Origin of the sequence: Paenibacillus tundrae, assembly GCF_036884255.1 — a bacterium.
In the GTDB taxonomy this organism is placed as follows: domain Bacteria; phylum Bacillota; class Bacilli; order Paenibacillales; family Paenibacillaceae; genus Paenibacillus.
The window spans coordinates 2,724,570-2,741,765 of record NZ_CP145605.1 but is presented as its reverse complement, the minus strand read 5'-3'; the positions used below and the strand labels follow the sequence as shown (position 1 = coordinate 2,741,765).

9 protein-coding genes are annotated in these 17,196 nt (G+C 42.9%); all 9 read right to left on the bottom strand.

Annotated elements, in window-relative coordinates:
* Positions 1 to 166 precede the first annotated feature (166 nt).
* On the bottom strand, positions 167 to 6,136 hold the full coding sequence (locus tag V6W81_RS12495) for an ATP-binding protein (RefSeq protein ID WP_338543486.1): 5,970 nt from the start codon (positions 6,134 to 6,136) through the stop codon (positions 167 to 169).
* 1,020 nt (positions 6,137 to 7,156) lie between these two features.
* Positions 7,157 to 7,411: a YkgJ family cysteine cluster protein gene (locus V6W81_RS12490; RefSeq protein WP_338543484.1), complete on the bottom strand. Its 255-nt coding sequence runs from the start codon at positions 7,409 to 7,411 to the stop codon at positions 7,157 to 7,159.
* A 26-nt stretch (positions 7,412 to 7,437) separates the two neighbouring features.
* A complete protein-coding gene (locus V6W81_RS12485; protein WP_338543483.1) occupies positions 7,438 to 8,292 on the bottom strand; it encodes a chemotaxis protein in 855 nt (284 codons plus the stop codon).
* Between the two features lie 271 nt (positions 8,293 to 8,563).
* On the bottom strand, positions 8,564 to 10,576 hold the full coding sequence (treP, locus tag V6W81_RS12480; RefSeq protein ID WP_338543481.1) for a PTS system trehalose-specific EIIBC component: 2,013 nt from the start codon (positions 10,574 to 10,576) through the stop codon (positions 8,564 to 8,566).
* An 81-nt stretch (positions 10,577 to 10,657) separates the two neighbouring features.
* Entirely contained in the window at positions 10,658 to 12,382 is a 1,725-nt protein-coding gene (treC, locus tag V6W81_RS12475) for an alpha,alpha-phosphotrehalase (protein WP_338543480.1), read from the bottom strand.
* Between the two features lie 457 nt (positions 12,383 to 12,839).
* The gene (locus V6W81_RS12470) at positions 12,840 to 13,532 is read right to left on the bottom strand and encodes a metal-dependent hydrolase (RefSeq protein ID WP_338543478.1); all 693 of its coding nucleotides are present in this window, start codon (positions 13,530 to 13,532) and stop codon (positions 12,840 to 12,842) included.
* 122 nt (positions 13,533 to 13,654) lie between these two features.
* On the bottom strand, positions 13,655 to 15,343 hold the full coding sequence (locus tag V6W81_RS12465) for a glycoside hydrolase family 13 protein (protein ID WP_338543477.1): 1,689 nt from the start codon (positions 15,341 to 15,343) through the stop codon (positions 13,655 to 13,657).
* A gap of 271 nt (positions 15,344 to 15,614) precedes the next feature.
* Positions 15,615 to 16,079, bottom strand: coding sequence for a VanZ family protein (locus V6W81_RS12460; RefSeq protein WP_338543475.1), 465 nt, complete (start codon positions 16,077 to 16,079; stop codon positions 15,615 to 15,617).
* A gap of 44 nt (positions 16,080 to 16,123) precedes the next feature.
* Positions 16,124 to 16,990 (bottom strand): AraC family transcriptional regulator, encoded by an 867-nt coding sequence (locus V6W81_RS12455; protein WP_338543473.1) that lies wholly within the window; start codon positions 16,988 to 16,990, stop codon positions 16,124 to 16,126.
* Positions 16,991 to 17,196: the final 206 nt, after the last annotated feature.

Here is a 17,196-nt window from a genome sequence, read left to right as displayed (position 1 = left end):
TCTCAACCATTCCATAGGATAGGTGCTCGGTTAGATCCATAAGAACGCAATATCTGCGGATAACGATTATCTAATATGCCCATGCTTGAAAGCTTTCAATCTCGTTCAAAAGGTATAAGTTAACTCTCCTTTAGCTAACAAATAACAGATATTTTTTTATTTATATTCATTGGTAAACCCTAATATTGTTCGGCAAATCCATCATAGAAAAATTGTTTAGAAAAGGTTCTAATGTCACTATATAATTAAGGTTTCTTTTTACCCTATTGATTTCCTGATACCCTTCTCTTGTACACACCCAGCGTTGGAGAAACGGCTGTACTTCCTCAAGATATGGACTAAATATCTGCTCCATCCACATCATCCGCTTCCCCTGCTTTTCCCAAACTAATGGATTAGCGGTTGACGGTAACCAGCCGAGTGAACGGAAGACTGTGCTTGGTACCAAGAGAACAGTACTGCTGTAAGGAATTTTTTGTCCATTAATATGCCTAAACGTATAGAATAGCTCCTGACTAAGATCCCTTTTTTTGATTGGTTCAGAATTGTAGAATAGGAATGATCTTCCGCTGGATGTGAATCTGTTATACCCATTACTTTCTGATAATCTACTCGTAAAGTAGTACCCTTCGATGAGGTTGAAGTGGAACATAGCAGCACCGAGCAGTATGTGGTCCTTATTCAGCCCTTTCTCAGCTTGACTCATGAATTGCGCGATGGCATCATCCTCATCAAATTTCAAGGCTGCATCAAATTTCGAAGCTGCTATCAATCCAGTTTTGAGCCACCCATCGGATCTTCTGAATGAACTTGGAGGATTTAATAACAGAAAGGGATCATCGCAAGGAAGATAAGCCCGCACCTCGTTATATACGGAAGTTCGCTCCCATGTTTCTTTTTCTATCCGACTCTCTATGATCTGCAGCAGCTTTGTTTCCATATCTACATCCGCATCTTCTGAAGCATCAAACTCAACAAGAAGTTCCGTTACAAGTTCCGGAAATAGACTAGCAATTTGATAGAGTCGCTGATTAAAGAAGCGGTCTTCAGATAAGGGGTAATCAAAAATTTGCATTTCGGTTCTTTCTTTAACTTTGGAAAAATACGACTTGAATCCTTTAATTTTTCGCAGAAGCCAAGGAGAAGTTGACCTCCCCGTAACATTCAGTCCACGTTCAAACGTTTCTATTATCAGATTGGACTGCGTGCGCAGCATCATTCCTTCGGTTTTTAACTTAAGCAGTAGCGGTTTCATCGATTCATAGTATGATGGGAACTCCGAGGCAATACGTTCAAACAATAGTAGTATCCATTCTCTCGCTGACTCGCCAATAGTATCCCATTCAGAGATCAGGTTATGGATAACCTGATTGTCTCGCTTTACACACAGCCATAGTCCTTGTAATGCGGCTTCAATTTGATGTTCGTTACCACTCGATAAATTCCTAAGCAGAATATTCACGGTGAACTGCTTCCATGACATCTGATTCATTGAATTTTCCGTGGAATAATTAATGGTCGATGCCACTTTCACATCCCCTCTGAACCATCGCTCATAAGTATCAATCACTTGATTTGTTGAATCCTCAATTTTCTGTGATCCGATTTCCTCTGCACGTACCTGAAGCATTTCTTCCAGCTTATTTATGAAGTATGATAATGTTGTTACCTCAATTGTTTCTGGAATAAGTGGCTCAAGTACTCTCCACCTGGTTTCATCGTCCAAGGGAAAACTAATAAATGTGGAATAAAATTCTTCAATATAGCTATCCATTCTGTTGTGTTTTAATATTGCTGCGTGAGCCCCAGCGAATTCGAACAATATCTCACTATATTCCTTATATTTGTGGGAAGGTTCTTTACTTAATTTACGAACTAAAATCTCCGCATAATAGAAAGCCTCCACATGATCCATGAGGCCTCCATTTGAATCCAAAGTTCTGACAAAACGATGGAAGTCACTAAATGCTTCTTCCAGAGATAACTTTCTAACCTTATTCTCAGCTAGTTTGCGGGTGCTTTCCCAATGCGATAAATGCTTCCGGCGTGTTTCAAACCATCTTACCGGTCTATTGTCCCTGTCTCTGTCATTGTGGATGTCAAAATGATATGAGGTCTCTTGCTTCATATATACAGCGAGATTGGTATATCCAAGCCGATGAGCAGCCTTTAGAACGCATTTTCTCATATCCTCAATGTACGCTCTGCTGTTACGGTCTCTCCAGCTTAATCCTCCAATAGTCAACAGCCAAATAGCTGTCAAATCATCTTCTGTAATCGTACAATCCTTAAGCATAAGGATTAACACATCAAAAATCACCTTATAATGTGCGAATTTACTAACATCAAGCATGTCATTTTCGTTGAAAACAGACCAAAGTGTCTCCACCCCGTCTTTTGCTGCAGCCGCCATTACTATACTCACCGCACTATCAGTAACTTGATTAGGCTCATTACCAAGCTGCTTGCATAAACCCAATAAATCCATTCCTTGCTTCTTCCACGATGTCGGTTTAGTTTTAATCAGGAGTTCTACCCAACGCACAAGATGTCCTACTGACACCGAGCGTCTGGCTGTCATACCAAACCATCTCCAGGCAAGCTTGTCCTTGAGATATCGGGCTCTCTCCTCCATCTGATATTTATCTGCAAGGGCAATAAAATTTTCGACCCAAGGTACACCCTTTTGGATGTCGTCTCCCCAAATTGTCCCCTCTTCTCCTACCCAACGATGAAAAATGATCTCCATCGCCTTTCTATCGCCATGTAGATCCAGATACCCCCAAACAAGATCCATATCTAAATAAAACACATCACCTGCAATCATACTATCCCTTATGACGGGGTGCAGAACCTTATCGAATTCCTCATCTTTACCGGATAGATATATGGCCATTTTCATGAAAAATGAGCGCACTTCGATATATCCCACCAAATGGACATAAATATTTTGATCCATTAAATAGAGTTGTTCTATCAAGTAAATAATAATGTTCATATCGAATTTTGACAGTTTGAACTCTGCTTCCATGGATAAACGGTAGTATGCTCCCATACGGCAGGTGCTATGAACCAGAACATGAACCATATTCATCGCCCTCGGGTCCCGATCCACGGAATTATAAGCCTCCATTGCTTCACTAGCGAGCTGCTCCAGATTAGATTCGGGGCTAGTCCAGCCACAGAGAAAACACATATAAGAATAGAGCTTAGCATCGGAAGCATAAGTCATTTCCATGTGTTCCAAGATGTCAAAACCCTGATCAACGACGGGGATTACAAATCGATCTGTTTCAAAATTCACGATGGCACTGAACATGCCCAGCATGATTCGATGTTGAAAAGACAAAGAATGAGCTTCTGTATATTTCAGCAGGTATCGAATCTCCGTCCATCTCTCTCTATCTACCATTCGTTCGGCTAAAGCAATTTTTTTCTCCGGTTCAAGAAGGGGCAAGTAACTTCTCAGATATCTAAAAAAGGAGAAGCGACATAAATGGAGCGATTCCTGGAGAAATCCATCACAATAAGTACTCGCCACCTGTTTTTTAGCAAAGTTCCCTAACTCCACAGCTTGAATCCGCCAAACTTCGGCTGATATTAAACCTGCGACTTCTCCATAGTCACTAACCCATTCAAGAAAACGTTTGCCAGGCTTATCGTGGTTAGAGATAGATTCGTATACCTCGTATTCACTCAAAAGTTCCATCAGTTTAAATGGCGTGATGCCATTACGCTGAAACCATCTTTCCATCACTTGCCGTGCGCGGTCAAATTTATTATGTTTGACAAGCTTTCGGATGTCTATCAGTACATTCTTCAACAAGTGTATATTCCATTCTTTGATCGGATTCACAACTCCCTCCGACGGGAGGAAAGCAGGATCGCGAAGATCTTCTTCTATGATATAATTACGCTCATTGGCCATATTATGAGAGTTTAATAGCTGTTGAACCGTACGAATCGCTTCAAGTGTTACTCCCATATCGTCCCAGTTTCGTTGTTGCTTAACAGTAGCCAGTATTTCCCCGCACTGAGCTCTAATCTCATCAATCGGCCTTCGGATGGCCCACGCCTCCATAATGTAGGACGGGTTAAAAATCGAGACAATTTCCTTACTGCGCTTGCTTAAGTTTAGTAAGGAAAACAAATCGGCATGACGTGCTATCTTATATTCAGATTCGGCCAAATAGAAGTCCGCAAGTGATCCTGCAATATCCTTCACAATATCGGGGCGGGTTCGAATATAGCGCATGAAATACACCCGTACATCGTTATGGAATAATACAAACTTCCCTTTCTCTTGTTCCGTGACAAGAGGCTCCAAATCCTTCAATAGATAGTTCCAATCAACTGCTGTAAGCTGCGAATCTGAGAATATCCCTTGAAGCGTAATTCCGTCCAGCCGTTCGCTAGACAGTGAAAAGCAGCCCGATAACTTCTCGTTAAGGTATGCAATTTCGTGGCTTACCTTTTCCTGGATTTTGCGTACCGCATGGATCCAAATATGATCATAATAGGCATGAATGCCATCGTGCAGCTTTTTAGACTGAAGTCTTTCTACAAGCTCTTCGACCGACTTACAGCCCATTGCTTCTCTAACTGCGAATACAACAGCAAGTGTATTGTCCGCGGCTGTTTCCCTTATCACCTTTATGGCAGGATTCATGAAATCCCTTGGGAAATGGGGAGTTAGCATCTGACGAATATCGCTTTCTGTAACTGTTGGCACTTCAAGGTGGAGGACATCGTCCCTGTCTTCCCTCAACCAATGCGGATATGCCGGATAACCCTCTGGAGGCTGTCCGGCGAGTAAGAATACAATTCCGTCAGGAACCTCCTCGGGATGGACAAGCGAATGGAGAAATGTATTCTCATGCTTATGGGAAATGTAACCCGACCTTGCTGCATGGTCAATTCCATCAATTGCAATAACTGTTGGCTTATTTTGAATAATCGATAACTCTTGCGCCAGCCGCAAGACATGTTCCTTTATTTGTGCCACGGTTAGATAATTACTACGAATTGGAACACGGTAGCGGAACCGCTTGCCTTCAAACTTCATGCGAATTTGATCAAGCATCGCCGTCCAAAAAGTCTCTGCTCCCACTAAACGATTTGCATCAGCAGGAATTTCTTTCATATCAGGTGTAATTGGCTTGAAAGCATGATAACGAAGATCTATTACCGGCGATGCTTCGTCAGCCAGTTGGCTGACAAGACTACTCTTCCCGCATCCAGGGCTACCTTTCAAGAAAATAACAGGTTGTTTGTTTGAGGCCAATTCTTCTATTAAGCGCTCCATAAAAAGCATTCTCGATTTAAAAAAAGGTACCGGTGGAGGAAGTCGATGCTCATTGTCTTCAAGCTTTAGAGACAAAGACAGTCGGCGGTAGACTTCCTCTGGATTGACGAAATCCATCTTCCCATGTATCGATGTTGTCCAGTGTCGCAAACTGCCCGCAAGCTTATCGAAAATATCACTCTGCATGGATGGGTACGCTATCCCAAATATCTGGCCGATCTTTTCAATCATTTGCTTCTCCAGCTGATCCAGCTCGGGCTGGTTGGATTTAATCTGGAGATTTTTTAGGAATTCATATTTGTTTGTGTCCGATCCAACAATATCCAATTGTATCAGAAGTTCATTCCAAGCTTCACCTAAAGTGGGATCCAACTGAATATCAGAAAGCTTGTCTGATCGCTTCATTTCATTTTGGATCTGGGTCCAAAATGTAGCAAGCGGAGGGTAGACGGACCCATTCGATATGATAGAGGGGTTCGTTCCCAAACTTCGATTTGTATAAAGCACCGGAATGCAATTCAGTTTAGCCTTCGATCCTTCTCTCCATGCTGCAGCGATGCCTCCAATCAAGGAGGCCGAACCTTTACTAGCAGGTCTAATAAGATCACTCAGTGTCAAATTGTTTTCCACTCTCGTATGCTTAATTTGCATACAGATCAATCTACCGTCTGTATATTTCACAACAACATCATCCAGCTTATCTATGATGGTGGATTGAAAAGCGACTGCCTCAATACCGGAATCCGTTTCGAGCATCTCCAGTACATGTTTAAGACCTATAAAAGATTCATACCAATACGGATCATGATCACCTGCATTATAGCTTTTCAATCTGGAATCATCTCCTAAAATAAAGGTTTAATGTAGCGGATCAATTCGTTAAAGAATTGATCAGAATGGATAGGTCTACAGTTGGTATAAGGCATTGATCTGATGGTTTTTGACTTTCACAAGGATTAGCGGATAGGGAGTCTTTTGGTTCCAAGTTTTCTGTCCATTCGTTCACATAATAAGTCAATAAAAATGATTCTTAATCTTTATGCACTATCCTTAACTTATTTCACGATTTTATGACTTTTAGCTTATCATTTATATGATAAAACACAGGAGCGATGTTCTTTTTGAAGCGTTTTGTAAAGGCGTGGGCTATACATAAATACCCAGTATATATAATTAATCTTTTAATACACAAACAAGAACGGTAAGCTTTTATGCTGATCATTCTTTTATTACCTTAGCTAAGGCGCTTAATCTGCTATTTTTTCAAGCTCAAAAATCTTTCCCTCTGATGTTAAGATGAGTCTATCGTTACTAATAACAAAAAAGAACTACTCTGAAAGGTATACTGCGCTTAGTTGAATAATCACTTATATCGATGGCTTTGACTACATCATTAGCTTTCAGATCAGGAATATCTTTTTTATATAGTCAATTGAAAGCGTCAGATTTTTCGCACGTTGTTGTAATTTCATATAATGGATCCTTCAGCTCATATTAATAATTTCTATAGTTTTTTAATCCTTTAGATGAGAAGAAGTCTTTTTTAAACTATAAGGTCATCTCCAATAAATTCTTGCCCAGTTGGATATTCAGAAGCATCATTATACGAGCTTGCAAATCCTAGGAGCTTCTCCACTTTCCCAATGCCATTGAAATATTCTTAAGTCTCACTATCCAAACCTAGGATCTGCAGTACAGTAAGATGTGTCCTCTGGAACAAATGACTCTTCTGCTTCATATATAGTCTTATATGATACATTTGATGTTCGTGCCGTTTCAACATTTCCACAAGCCGATGCTAGCATCAGTGTTATCATCATACAGGCCAGTAGTATTCTCTTCATCCTAGTTTTAAGGATTCGTTTCCTGTTCGAGCCAGCTAAGGATACGAAAAGCTTCTTGATCTGTACTACCGCACATATCGAATGAAGCCTGTAACTCACTACACACATCAGGACGGTCTGGATGTCCAAAAATACTACAACGATTATCTTCCGTAAGTTGTACGCAGCGTACACCTGCCGGCTTGCCATTCTCCATTCCAGGAATCGGTGAAGATATTGAAATGGCGATACAACACGCGGCACAACCTGTTCTGCATTCCAAAATAATGTCTCCTTCATTACGATGTCTTATGGTAAATCACGATTCACCCAGGTCCACATTCGAGCCAACCCCTGGGCTATTCTATGATTCATGGTTCTATTGTGAAAATAACCACCATGGCTGAGCGGATTCCAGCTCTGTACCCAGTTACCTGAGTTAATCTCGATATCTTCCTTCACGGCTACTCGATAGGCCGGATCAATCGGACGTAAGGGATAACCAAGTATATCATCCTTATCATAAAAGTTAACCCATTCCCCTTCTAACCCCGGGAAAAACTGATGAGCTAGTTTCGCTGGAACCTGAATAGGCTGACTAAAATCATGATAACGTAAACTCCACAGCGGCAGTGTCGTTCCGAATGAATAAAAGCTAGTTAAAGTATCTCCCCGCTCCAAAGCTGATGTCACATCTATTATACAAGGTGTTCGACTGGAGGGATATTGAAGATCATAGAAGAAATTACTCGCAATGACTGCACCCAAACTATGAGCCAGCACGCACAGGGGTGTCTCTGGTCCGTTACGGTAAGAGAGCCTGTGCATCGCTTCGCTTAGTGTACGGTGTACAGCATCATAATGCTGTCCCTGCTGTTCCACAGGCTGATAAGCAACAGCATCAGCGAGATAATGGATGACGAATCGGCGCAGTACCTGGTAATTCAATTGAGGCGAAACTACAAGCTGCTGGAACAGTTCTTCTTCCCTCTCTTCAAATACATCGGCCCAAAATACAGGCTCAATATCGAGATACTGCTTAGCTGCTCCCGGCATGACCATGACCTGATCGAATTCATGCTGCAATCGTAAAATAAGCTGATCCGCATAGTCTTCTTTTTGCCTACCAAGTCCATGAATGATCATCACCGCAATACGTGCCATGGTTCCCCTCCTCATTCTTGACCAGATACCTATTTCTTCATCTCCTCAAGCTATTCTATAAATTGAAGGTATGCGGGGGTTCTTATCTTATTCAATTCTCTCATATTACCTGAACTAAGACGAGTATAAAGGATAATTGAAACATCCGTATAACAAAATGTAACATATAGAGAAAATTGTATTAAACTACATCGTTTATTCTCTATGGGATAAATCCAAATAAAAAAGGAAGCTCAATAAATTGAACTTCCCTTCTAATCGGATCATCAAGTTATCCTTTCAGATATACTTTCAACACGCCGTTACGATTGGATGTAACATCACCTGTTGTAACTTCAACTCGGTCTACCACGTCCTGACCGTCAGGAACGATAATTGGCGTAATTAGTGGGTGACCTGCTGCTTCAATCGTCTGACGATCGAATTCAAGCAAGGTTTGCCCTGCTCGCACATGTTCCCCAGCTTCTACATGCATGTTGAAGCCCTCACCTTTCAGTGACACGGTATTTATACCGACATGGATAAGGATCTGAACACCGCTCGCATGCTCCAAGATGACAGCATGTTTGCTCTTAATGACATGGGCAACCTGTGCATCAAATGGAGCAACAACCTTGTTGCCAGAAGGTTCAATGGCAATCCCTTCTCCCATTTGTTTCTCTGCAAAGGCTGGATCCGGAACCTGCTCCAATGATACGGCTTTACCCGTTAACGGAGCCATCACTTCAAGCGCATTAATCGAAGTTTGCGCATCCGCAGGTGCACCGCTAGAAGCTGTGTTTTTATTTGCCGTAGTGCGGTTAACCTCGGAAGTAGAAGTTGACGTGGATACATGATCTTCTGTCACAGAACCACTGCCTGCCTCACGATCTTGCTTTCTCATTTTGGCTCTTCCGAAAATAACGGTTAACAGGAACGGTACGATCAGTACAATCGCCATACCGATGAAGAAGACGCCCCATTTGTTCGGGAAAATGGATAAGAATCCAGGTACGCCCCCTACCCCGATTGAGGTAGCTTGAACATTATTCATTGTAAGTAACACACCACCAATAGCCGAACCGATCATACCGAAGATAAACGGATAACGATAACGAATATTAACACCAAAGATTGCCGGCTCCGTTACCCCCAAGAAGGCGGATACCGAGGATGTTGCCGCGAGACCGCGCATCTTCTGTTCACGCAGTACAAGCATCATTGCAAGTGCCGCGGAACCTTGTGCGATGTTGGATAGCGCCAGCATCGGCCACAGGAATGTACCGCCCTGGCTACCAATTAATTGTACGTCTACTGCAAGGAAGGTATGGTGCATTCCCGTAATAACTAGCAATGCATATAGTCCACCATAGATTAATCCACCCAGTGCTGCATATGAATCATAGATATAGATCAGACCCGATGTAATAGCATTCGCAATTGCAAATGTAACTGGTCCAATGATTGTAAATGCCAAAAATCCAGTAATAAGTAATGTTACGGGTGCCACTACAAGTAATTTAACGGAATCATGCACTCTTTTGTTAAGGAAGATTTCCATCTTGGCAAGCAGATAAGCTGATACTAGTACCGGCAGAACCTGCCCTTGGTAACCGATCTTCTCAATATGCCAACCAAACAAATTCCACGTAGGTACCGTACCTTCATTCACTGCATCAGCATAGCCATAGGCACTCAGCAGATCAGGATGTACAAGGATTAGCCCGAGCACAATCCCGAGCAGCGGACTGCCGCCGAATCGTTTAACAGCTGCCCAACCAATCAGTGCAGGCAGGAATGTGAAGGCCGTGCTTGCAATCGTGTTAATAATAGAAGCTAAATCCTTCCATGCCGGATACACATCTACTAACGATTCTTTATCAAAGAATATTCCCGGCCCTGTCAGGATGTTGTTGATCCCGAGCAATAGACCTGCTGTAATAATTGCAGGCAGAATCGGAATGAAAATATCCGAAAGGGTTTTGATGGCACGTTGAATCGGATTTTGTTTCTTCCCTGCTGCCGCCTTCACATCATCCTTGGAAGACCGGTCACCACCTGTAATCTGGATCATCTCATCATAGACTTTATCAACTAGCCCTGGCCCGATGACGACCTGAAATTGACCCTGGGATGAGAATTGACCTTTAACCAGATCATTTTGGTCCAAAGCTGCCGCATCAACTTTGCTCTCATCAACCAAGGCAAACCGGAGACGTGTAACACAGTGCGTTGCAGCTTCAATATTCTCTTTACCGCCGACTGCGCGTACAATCTCCTCTACCTGTTTTCTATCCATTGCCATAATGTCACTTCCCACTTAGTTAATGTGTATATGTGCATGTTCCAAAAGTCTGAGTTTCAAAATGGACTCTTGGAACAACCTTTATACATTCTTTTGTGGAACAATCCACATATAAGAAGCATAAGGGCTTAATGATAATTCCTGCTTCAGATCAGGTTCCTGCTCTGTATTGCCGATCAGCAATTCATGGGTTTTGCCGGCAATATGCTCTTTCCAGATCGCATCAGAGAATGTAAAGTTCGTACTTCGCTGACTAAAGTTAGATACCACAATCAGCGTATCGCTTCCATTCGTGCGTGCATATGCGAATACTTCTGGATGGGCATCATCAAGACGTTCATACAATCCGTCGATCAATACAGGCACCTGCTTACGAAGAGCAATCAGTTTGCGATATTGATAGTAGATTGAATCTGGATTAGCCAGCTGCTCAGCCACATGAATGGAAGGATATCGCTCATCGACCTTGATCCATGGTGTGCCAGTTGTAAATCCTGCATTCTCACTTGCATCCCATTGCATCGGGGTTCTTGAGTTATCACGTGAGCGCTGCTTCACGATCTCAAAAGCTTCTTCAGCCGTTTTACCTCGTTCCTCCTGTAGCAATCGATACATGTTGGTTGATTCAATATCGCGGAACTCACTTACATCGTTCCATACGGGATTTGGCATCCCAATTTCTTCTCCTTGATACACATATGGCGTTCCCTGCATGCCATGAATCGTAGTTGCCAGCATTTTGGCACTTTCGGCACGATAATCACCATCATCCGCGAAACGGGACAATGCCCGAGGCTGATCATGGTTATTGAGGAACAAGGCGTTCCAGCCACCACCTGCTTGCATGCCTGTCTGCCAATCACTGAACAATTGCTTCATTGCCTCGAAATCATACGGCATCAGTTCCCATTTCTGACCATTCGGATAGTCCACTTTCAAATGGTGAAAATTGAAGGTCATTGAGAATTCCCGCGAATTCGGGTTGGAATATTGAATGCAGTGCTCTAACGTTGTGGAAGACATCTCTCCCACCGTGACCATATTGTAGGGACCGAACACCTCTTCATACATCTCGGTGATGTATTCGTGTACACGTGGTCCATCGGTGTAAAACTTACGACCATCTCCCGGAGGTACACTGCCGTCATCGTTTGGAAAACGCTGATCCTTGGAGATCAGGTTAATGACATCCATTCGGAAGCCGTCTACCCCTTTATCCGCCCAGAATTTAATCATATCGCGCACAGCTTTACGTACTTGCTCATTCTCCCAATTCAGATCAGCCTGTGTTTTGTCAAACAAGGTTAGGAAGTATTGACCTGTATGCTCATCGTATTGCCATGCCGGCCCACCAAATTTAGACTGCCAATTGTTCGGCACACCGCCATCTGGAGCTGGATCTTTCCATATATAATAATCCCGGTACGGATTATCCTTGGAAGACCTCGACTGCTGGAACCACTCATGATCCGTGGACGAGTGGTTCACCACAATATCAATCATTAATTTCATATCTCGCGATTTGAGCCCCTTCAACAGTTCGTCGAAGTCCTCCATTGTGCCATAGTCAGGGTTAATCTTGTAATAATCAGCCACATCATAACCATTGTCATGTTGAGGAGAAACATAGACCGGCTGCAGCCATACGATATCAATACCCAAATGCTGCAAATAGTCTAGTTTTTCCGTCAGGCCTCGAATATCCCCTGTGCCTGTTCCCGTCGTATCGTTGAAGCTCTTGGGATATACCTGATACACCGTGGACGTTTTCCACCACGATGAGGAAGTTGTGTCGGTTGAACTCATGTTAACGCCTCCAAAATTTAAATACGTATTGGTCTATCTCATCAGTTAACTTCATGTCTATATTACATAAGTAAACATGTATATACAAGTTGAAACTATATTTTTCTTATAAGTTCGTGTTAACGACTTTGATTTGCTAACCTGAGCGACTCAGATGAAGCTTGGTGAAAAACCGCTATTCATACCCTTTCTACACATTCCCCATAAATGTTTGCTATGTAACATTTATTTTGAAACTAACGTTCGGAAACGCCATGATATCGGTGATTTGCATCCAAAATGAATACCCTACCTCGCCTCAACCTAAAGATATGCATATTGCTCGGTATCATGAACCTACATCCAACTTGCGATTTAATTTTCAAAACAAAAAGAAGGCGAGCAACACGTCATCCAACCTAACGTGTTACTCACCTTCTTCATTGCTCGATCCAGAGTGGGCGATTGAAAACAACCTCTATAAACTAAAGGAGTCCCCTGGCGCCATCACGCGACCTTCCAATCCTACGGAAGCTAGCTGCTGTACGAACTCTTCGGCATCCTGACGAATCACTGGGAATGTATCATAATGTACAGGGATGGTCAGTTTGGCATTAAACCACTCTGCGGCTTGAAGTGCATCTTCAGGCCCCATGGTGAAATGTCCACCAATCGGCAGGAAGGCAACATCAATCTTATGACGATCTCCAATCATTTTCATATCACCGAATAAGCTTGTATCACCCGCATGCAATATCGTTTTGCCACCAATGTTAATGATGTATCCTGCAGGCAATCCTGCGTACATAATGCGTTGTTCCTCTTCCAGCACAATTCCTGATGTATGGAAGGCTTGAATCATTTTCGCCTGCGCAAAATCAAGATCCACAGTTCCGCCCATGTTCATACCCAGCGTATCAAGCCCTTTCCATGACATGTATGTAGCCAACTCCACGATAGCAACTACTTTGGCGTTATTCGCCTTCGCAATCGGTTCAGCATCCAAAATATGATCCATATGTGCATGAGTCAACAGCACAGCGTCTGTCTTAATGTTCTCGGGTTTAGTAACAGCCAGTTCATTGCCACGTAGAAAAGGATCAATGATCAGCGATTTTTCTTCTGTGCCCAGTTGGACACTGGAATGTCCATGATAAGTAATCTGCAGCATCTCGGCAGCCTCCTGACAAGTTAATATACAACCTTAATGTAGTTTACTTCACATCCATGATTTCGCAACTTACGTTTATAAGTATAGTCCATAGCCTGCATACAAATCAAAATTAGAACAATTTAGAGCATCCGATAAACTCTCGCCTCATAAGGCTGTAATAGAATGGTGCCTTCATCTGTCGAGTAACGTTTGTTCACATTACAGATCATAAGTTTGGCCTGTTCTGCTGCCCATCCCTCGGGCCAATGCATTTCAGGTTCATTTGAACTAAAGTTAAGGATCACTAGCACTTTCTCGTCATCTAGTGTCCGTGTATATGCATAGATATCAGGGTCATCGGCAAGAAGTAATTCATACGCCCCATAGATCAACACCTTGTTTTTTTTGCGCAGTGAAATCAACTTCCGATAATAATGCAAAATGGACTGTGGATCACTTTCAGCAGCAGCGACATTGATCTCTGTAAAGTTATCATTCACCTGAATCCAAGGTTCACCCTTTGTGAATCCAGCATGCTCACTGTCATCCCATTGCATGGGAGTTCGCGCATTGTCCCGACTTTTCAGCCAGATAGCCTCCATGACATCCTGTTTCGATCTCCCCTGACCGATATGATGTCTGTAATAGTTCATCGTTTCAATATCTCGATATTGTTCGATGTCCGGAAAAGCAATATTGGTCATGCCGATCTCTTCGCCCTGATAAATGTATGGTGTACCTTCAAGGGTCATCATCCAGGTCGCGAGCATCTGGGCTGAGCGCACTCTATATTTACCATCATCCCCAAAACGGGATACCGGCCGAGGCTGATCATGGTTTCCCATGTAGTTCGCATTCCACCCGCGTCCATGCAGGACGGTCTGCCATTGACTCATAATTTCTTTTAGCTCAGGTAACTTCCACGCTCGGTAATTCCACTTCCCGATTCCTGAGGATTGAGCGTCTACAAACATGTGTTCAAATTGAAACACCATATTAAGCTCATTACGATCCGTTCCCACATAAGCAAGAGCCTGCTCAGGGCCAAGGCCTGATGTTTCGCCTACTGTCATCGGTCCATATGGTTTCAGAATCATATCGTTCAGCTTGTTTAAGATGGAATGAACCTGTTGCAGGTTCGAGAATAGCTGATATGCAGGCACAACAGGTAGATTATCAGGATTATGCGCACTGGGCAGACCCTCTGCCTTCGCAATATGAGCAACTGCATCGAAACGGAAGCCATCGACCCCTTTTTCCAACCACCAATGAACCATTTCATACATCTCTTCCGCCATCTGTGGATTATCCCAGTTGAGATCAGGCTGATGTTCAGAATACAAATGTAAATAATACTCATTCGTCTCCGGATCAAGCTTCCACACTGAACCCCCAAAATAAGATTCCCAGTTGTTCGGAAGCTGACCATGTTTACCCGATCGCCAGATATAATAGTCCCGTTTCGGATTGTCTTTCATTGAACGTGATTCTGCAAACCACGGATGTTCATCCGAAGTATGATTCAGCACGAGATCCATCATGATTTTAAGACCACGCTTATGTGCCTCTTCCAGCAATCGATCAAAGTCTTCCATCGTGCCATATTTACGCATAATCGCGTAATAATCGCTAATGTCATAGCCATTATCATGACCCGGTGATTCATAAATCGGACAGATCCAGATTACATCGATTCCAAGATCCGTAAGATAATCGAGCTTATCATAGATTCCTCGCAGATCACCATGACCGTCTCCGTCCGAGTCCATGAAGCTGATCGGATAGATCTGATACACTACACTCTCTTTCCACCAGACGATGTCAGCCACCTCATTTCTCTAATATTCTAATTTATGAAGGTCGTTCAATATCCCGTTAATATGTTTTATCCGAAATGCACTCTTGATAAACACCCGCTACTCAATTACACGCAAAAAGGATCGGTATAGCGTGTCCCTATGGTAGGTACACGCTATACCGATCCCGCTATTCAACCTGTGATTTACCTAAACTCTGAACTATGCCTACTATATAGATTGAACTATACATATTTACACTGACCACTCCGATGGCATAATAACCTTTCGATCGCTGTTCAATCTATATAGACGGTTGACGAAGTCTCTCAACATGCACTAAGATCCGCAAGCCTACATATCCGATCCATGCGCCTACTGTATTCAGTATAATGTCATCGACATCAAACGTCCCAACCCGGGTTACTAGCTGCGTTAGTTCTACCGCAAATAAAATTAGGATAACGGTTACTGTAAGCTTCAGGAAGGATCGACATTTGCGAAACAACACGGGAATGCACACGCCTAAGGGAATGAATAATACAATATTGCCAAATAGATTTTTTACCCAAGCTTCTGTGGTGTACTTTTCTCTCTCCAAGAGAAGGGGTCTGATCGTTTCAAAAGGCATCCAGTTATATTGATAGCTTAAGCCTACCGTTCTGCCTTTGAAAAATAATAAATTGCCCATAAACAGTACATAGATCACGGTGAACACTGCCATAATGATCTTACACTGTCTGGAGTTAATCCATGAATCTCCACTCATATTCCTGAAGCCCTCCGGCTTTTATTACCGCGGAGCGGTTCTGTTTATTTTAGCGGAATATAGATCTTCATGTCCAACTGCTCAGGGGATGACTTCCATACATCGGTCACCTCAAAGTCTGCTCCTTCCCCTCGCTCGTAATTGGATTGGGGTAACCAGCTACCATAGATCATTTTGCGAATATCCTGACCCGAACCATCAACCTTGAACTCTGCATACACGCCACCGGGAATTTCAAACTCCACGTACCCTGGCTCCAACAATGGCGTTACACTAGCGCTCTCCTCACCTATGATAAAAGAAAATTGACCATCCTCCTGAAAGTGGCAGGCAATGCCATACGCTAGATCCGGACGTGAACGGTCTGGAATATCCATGAATTTCTGCTCTGTTCCAAACTGATGATAAAAGCCCGGAATTTCTCCATAATGCTGATTGTCATTCAAATTCGTCTTGTACTCATACCCGATAATGCGAATTGCTTCAAGCGTTACGATGCGTGGTGTGTTCATATAAAAATCTCCTCCAAGCTGAGTGCGATAATCGTTGAAATCAATCATCTGCTGGAGCTTCGAGGAATAGGAATTAACCTCCAACTTGCGAAATTTGGCAGGTGTCACTCCCCAGTACGTCGCAAACGCCCGTGTGAATGCTTCTTGTGATTGATACCCCCAGTTCAAGGCGATGTCGAGTATACCTGCGCTCGTATTCCTTACATGCTGAGCCGCCTCACTAAGCCTACGTCTGCGCACATACTCCAACACGGTGTACCCTGTTATAGCCTGAAATAAACGCTGGAAATGAAACGCAGAGAAGCCAGCGCATGCAGCTGTCTGCTTCACATTAAATTCATCTTGTAAATGTTCCTCTAGGTATGTAATCGCAAGTTGGATACGGGTGTAATGATCCATGTTGCATCCTTTCCTTTCTACGCTATGTTGCAGATATGATATAAACGATTTCTCGCTTATTATGACTGAACTAACACGATTTTTTTTGATTTTCTGTGCGGACATTTCGCTCATGCCTACTCGTTGTTCATGTGTCTGCTCCCTATTGGCAAACATTCGTTCTACTGATAAGGTGTTATTAAAGCGATAATTTCTCATTAGGAGGT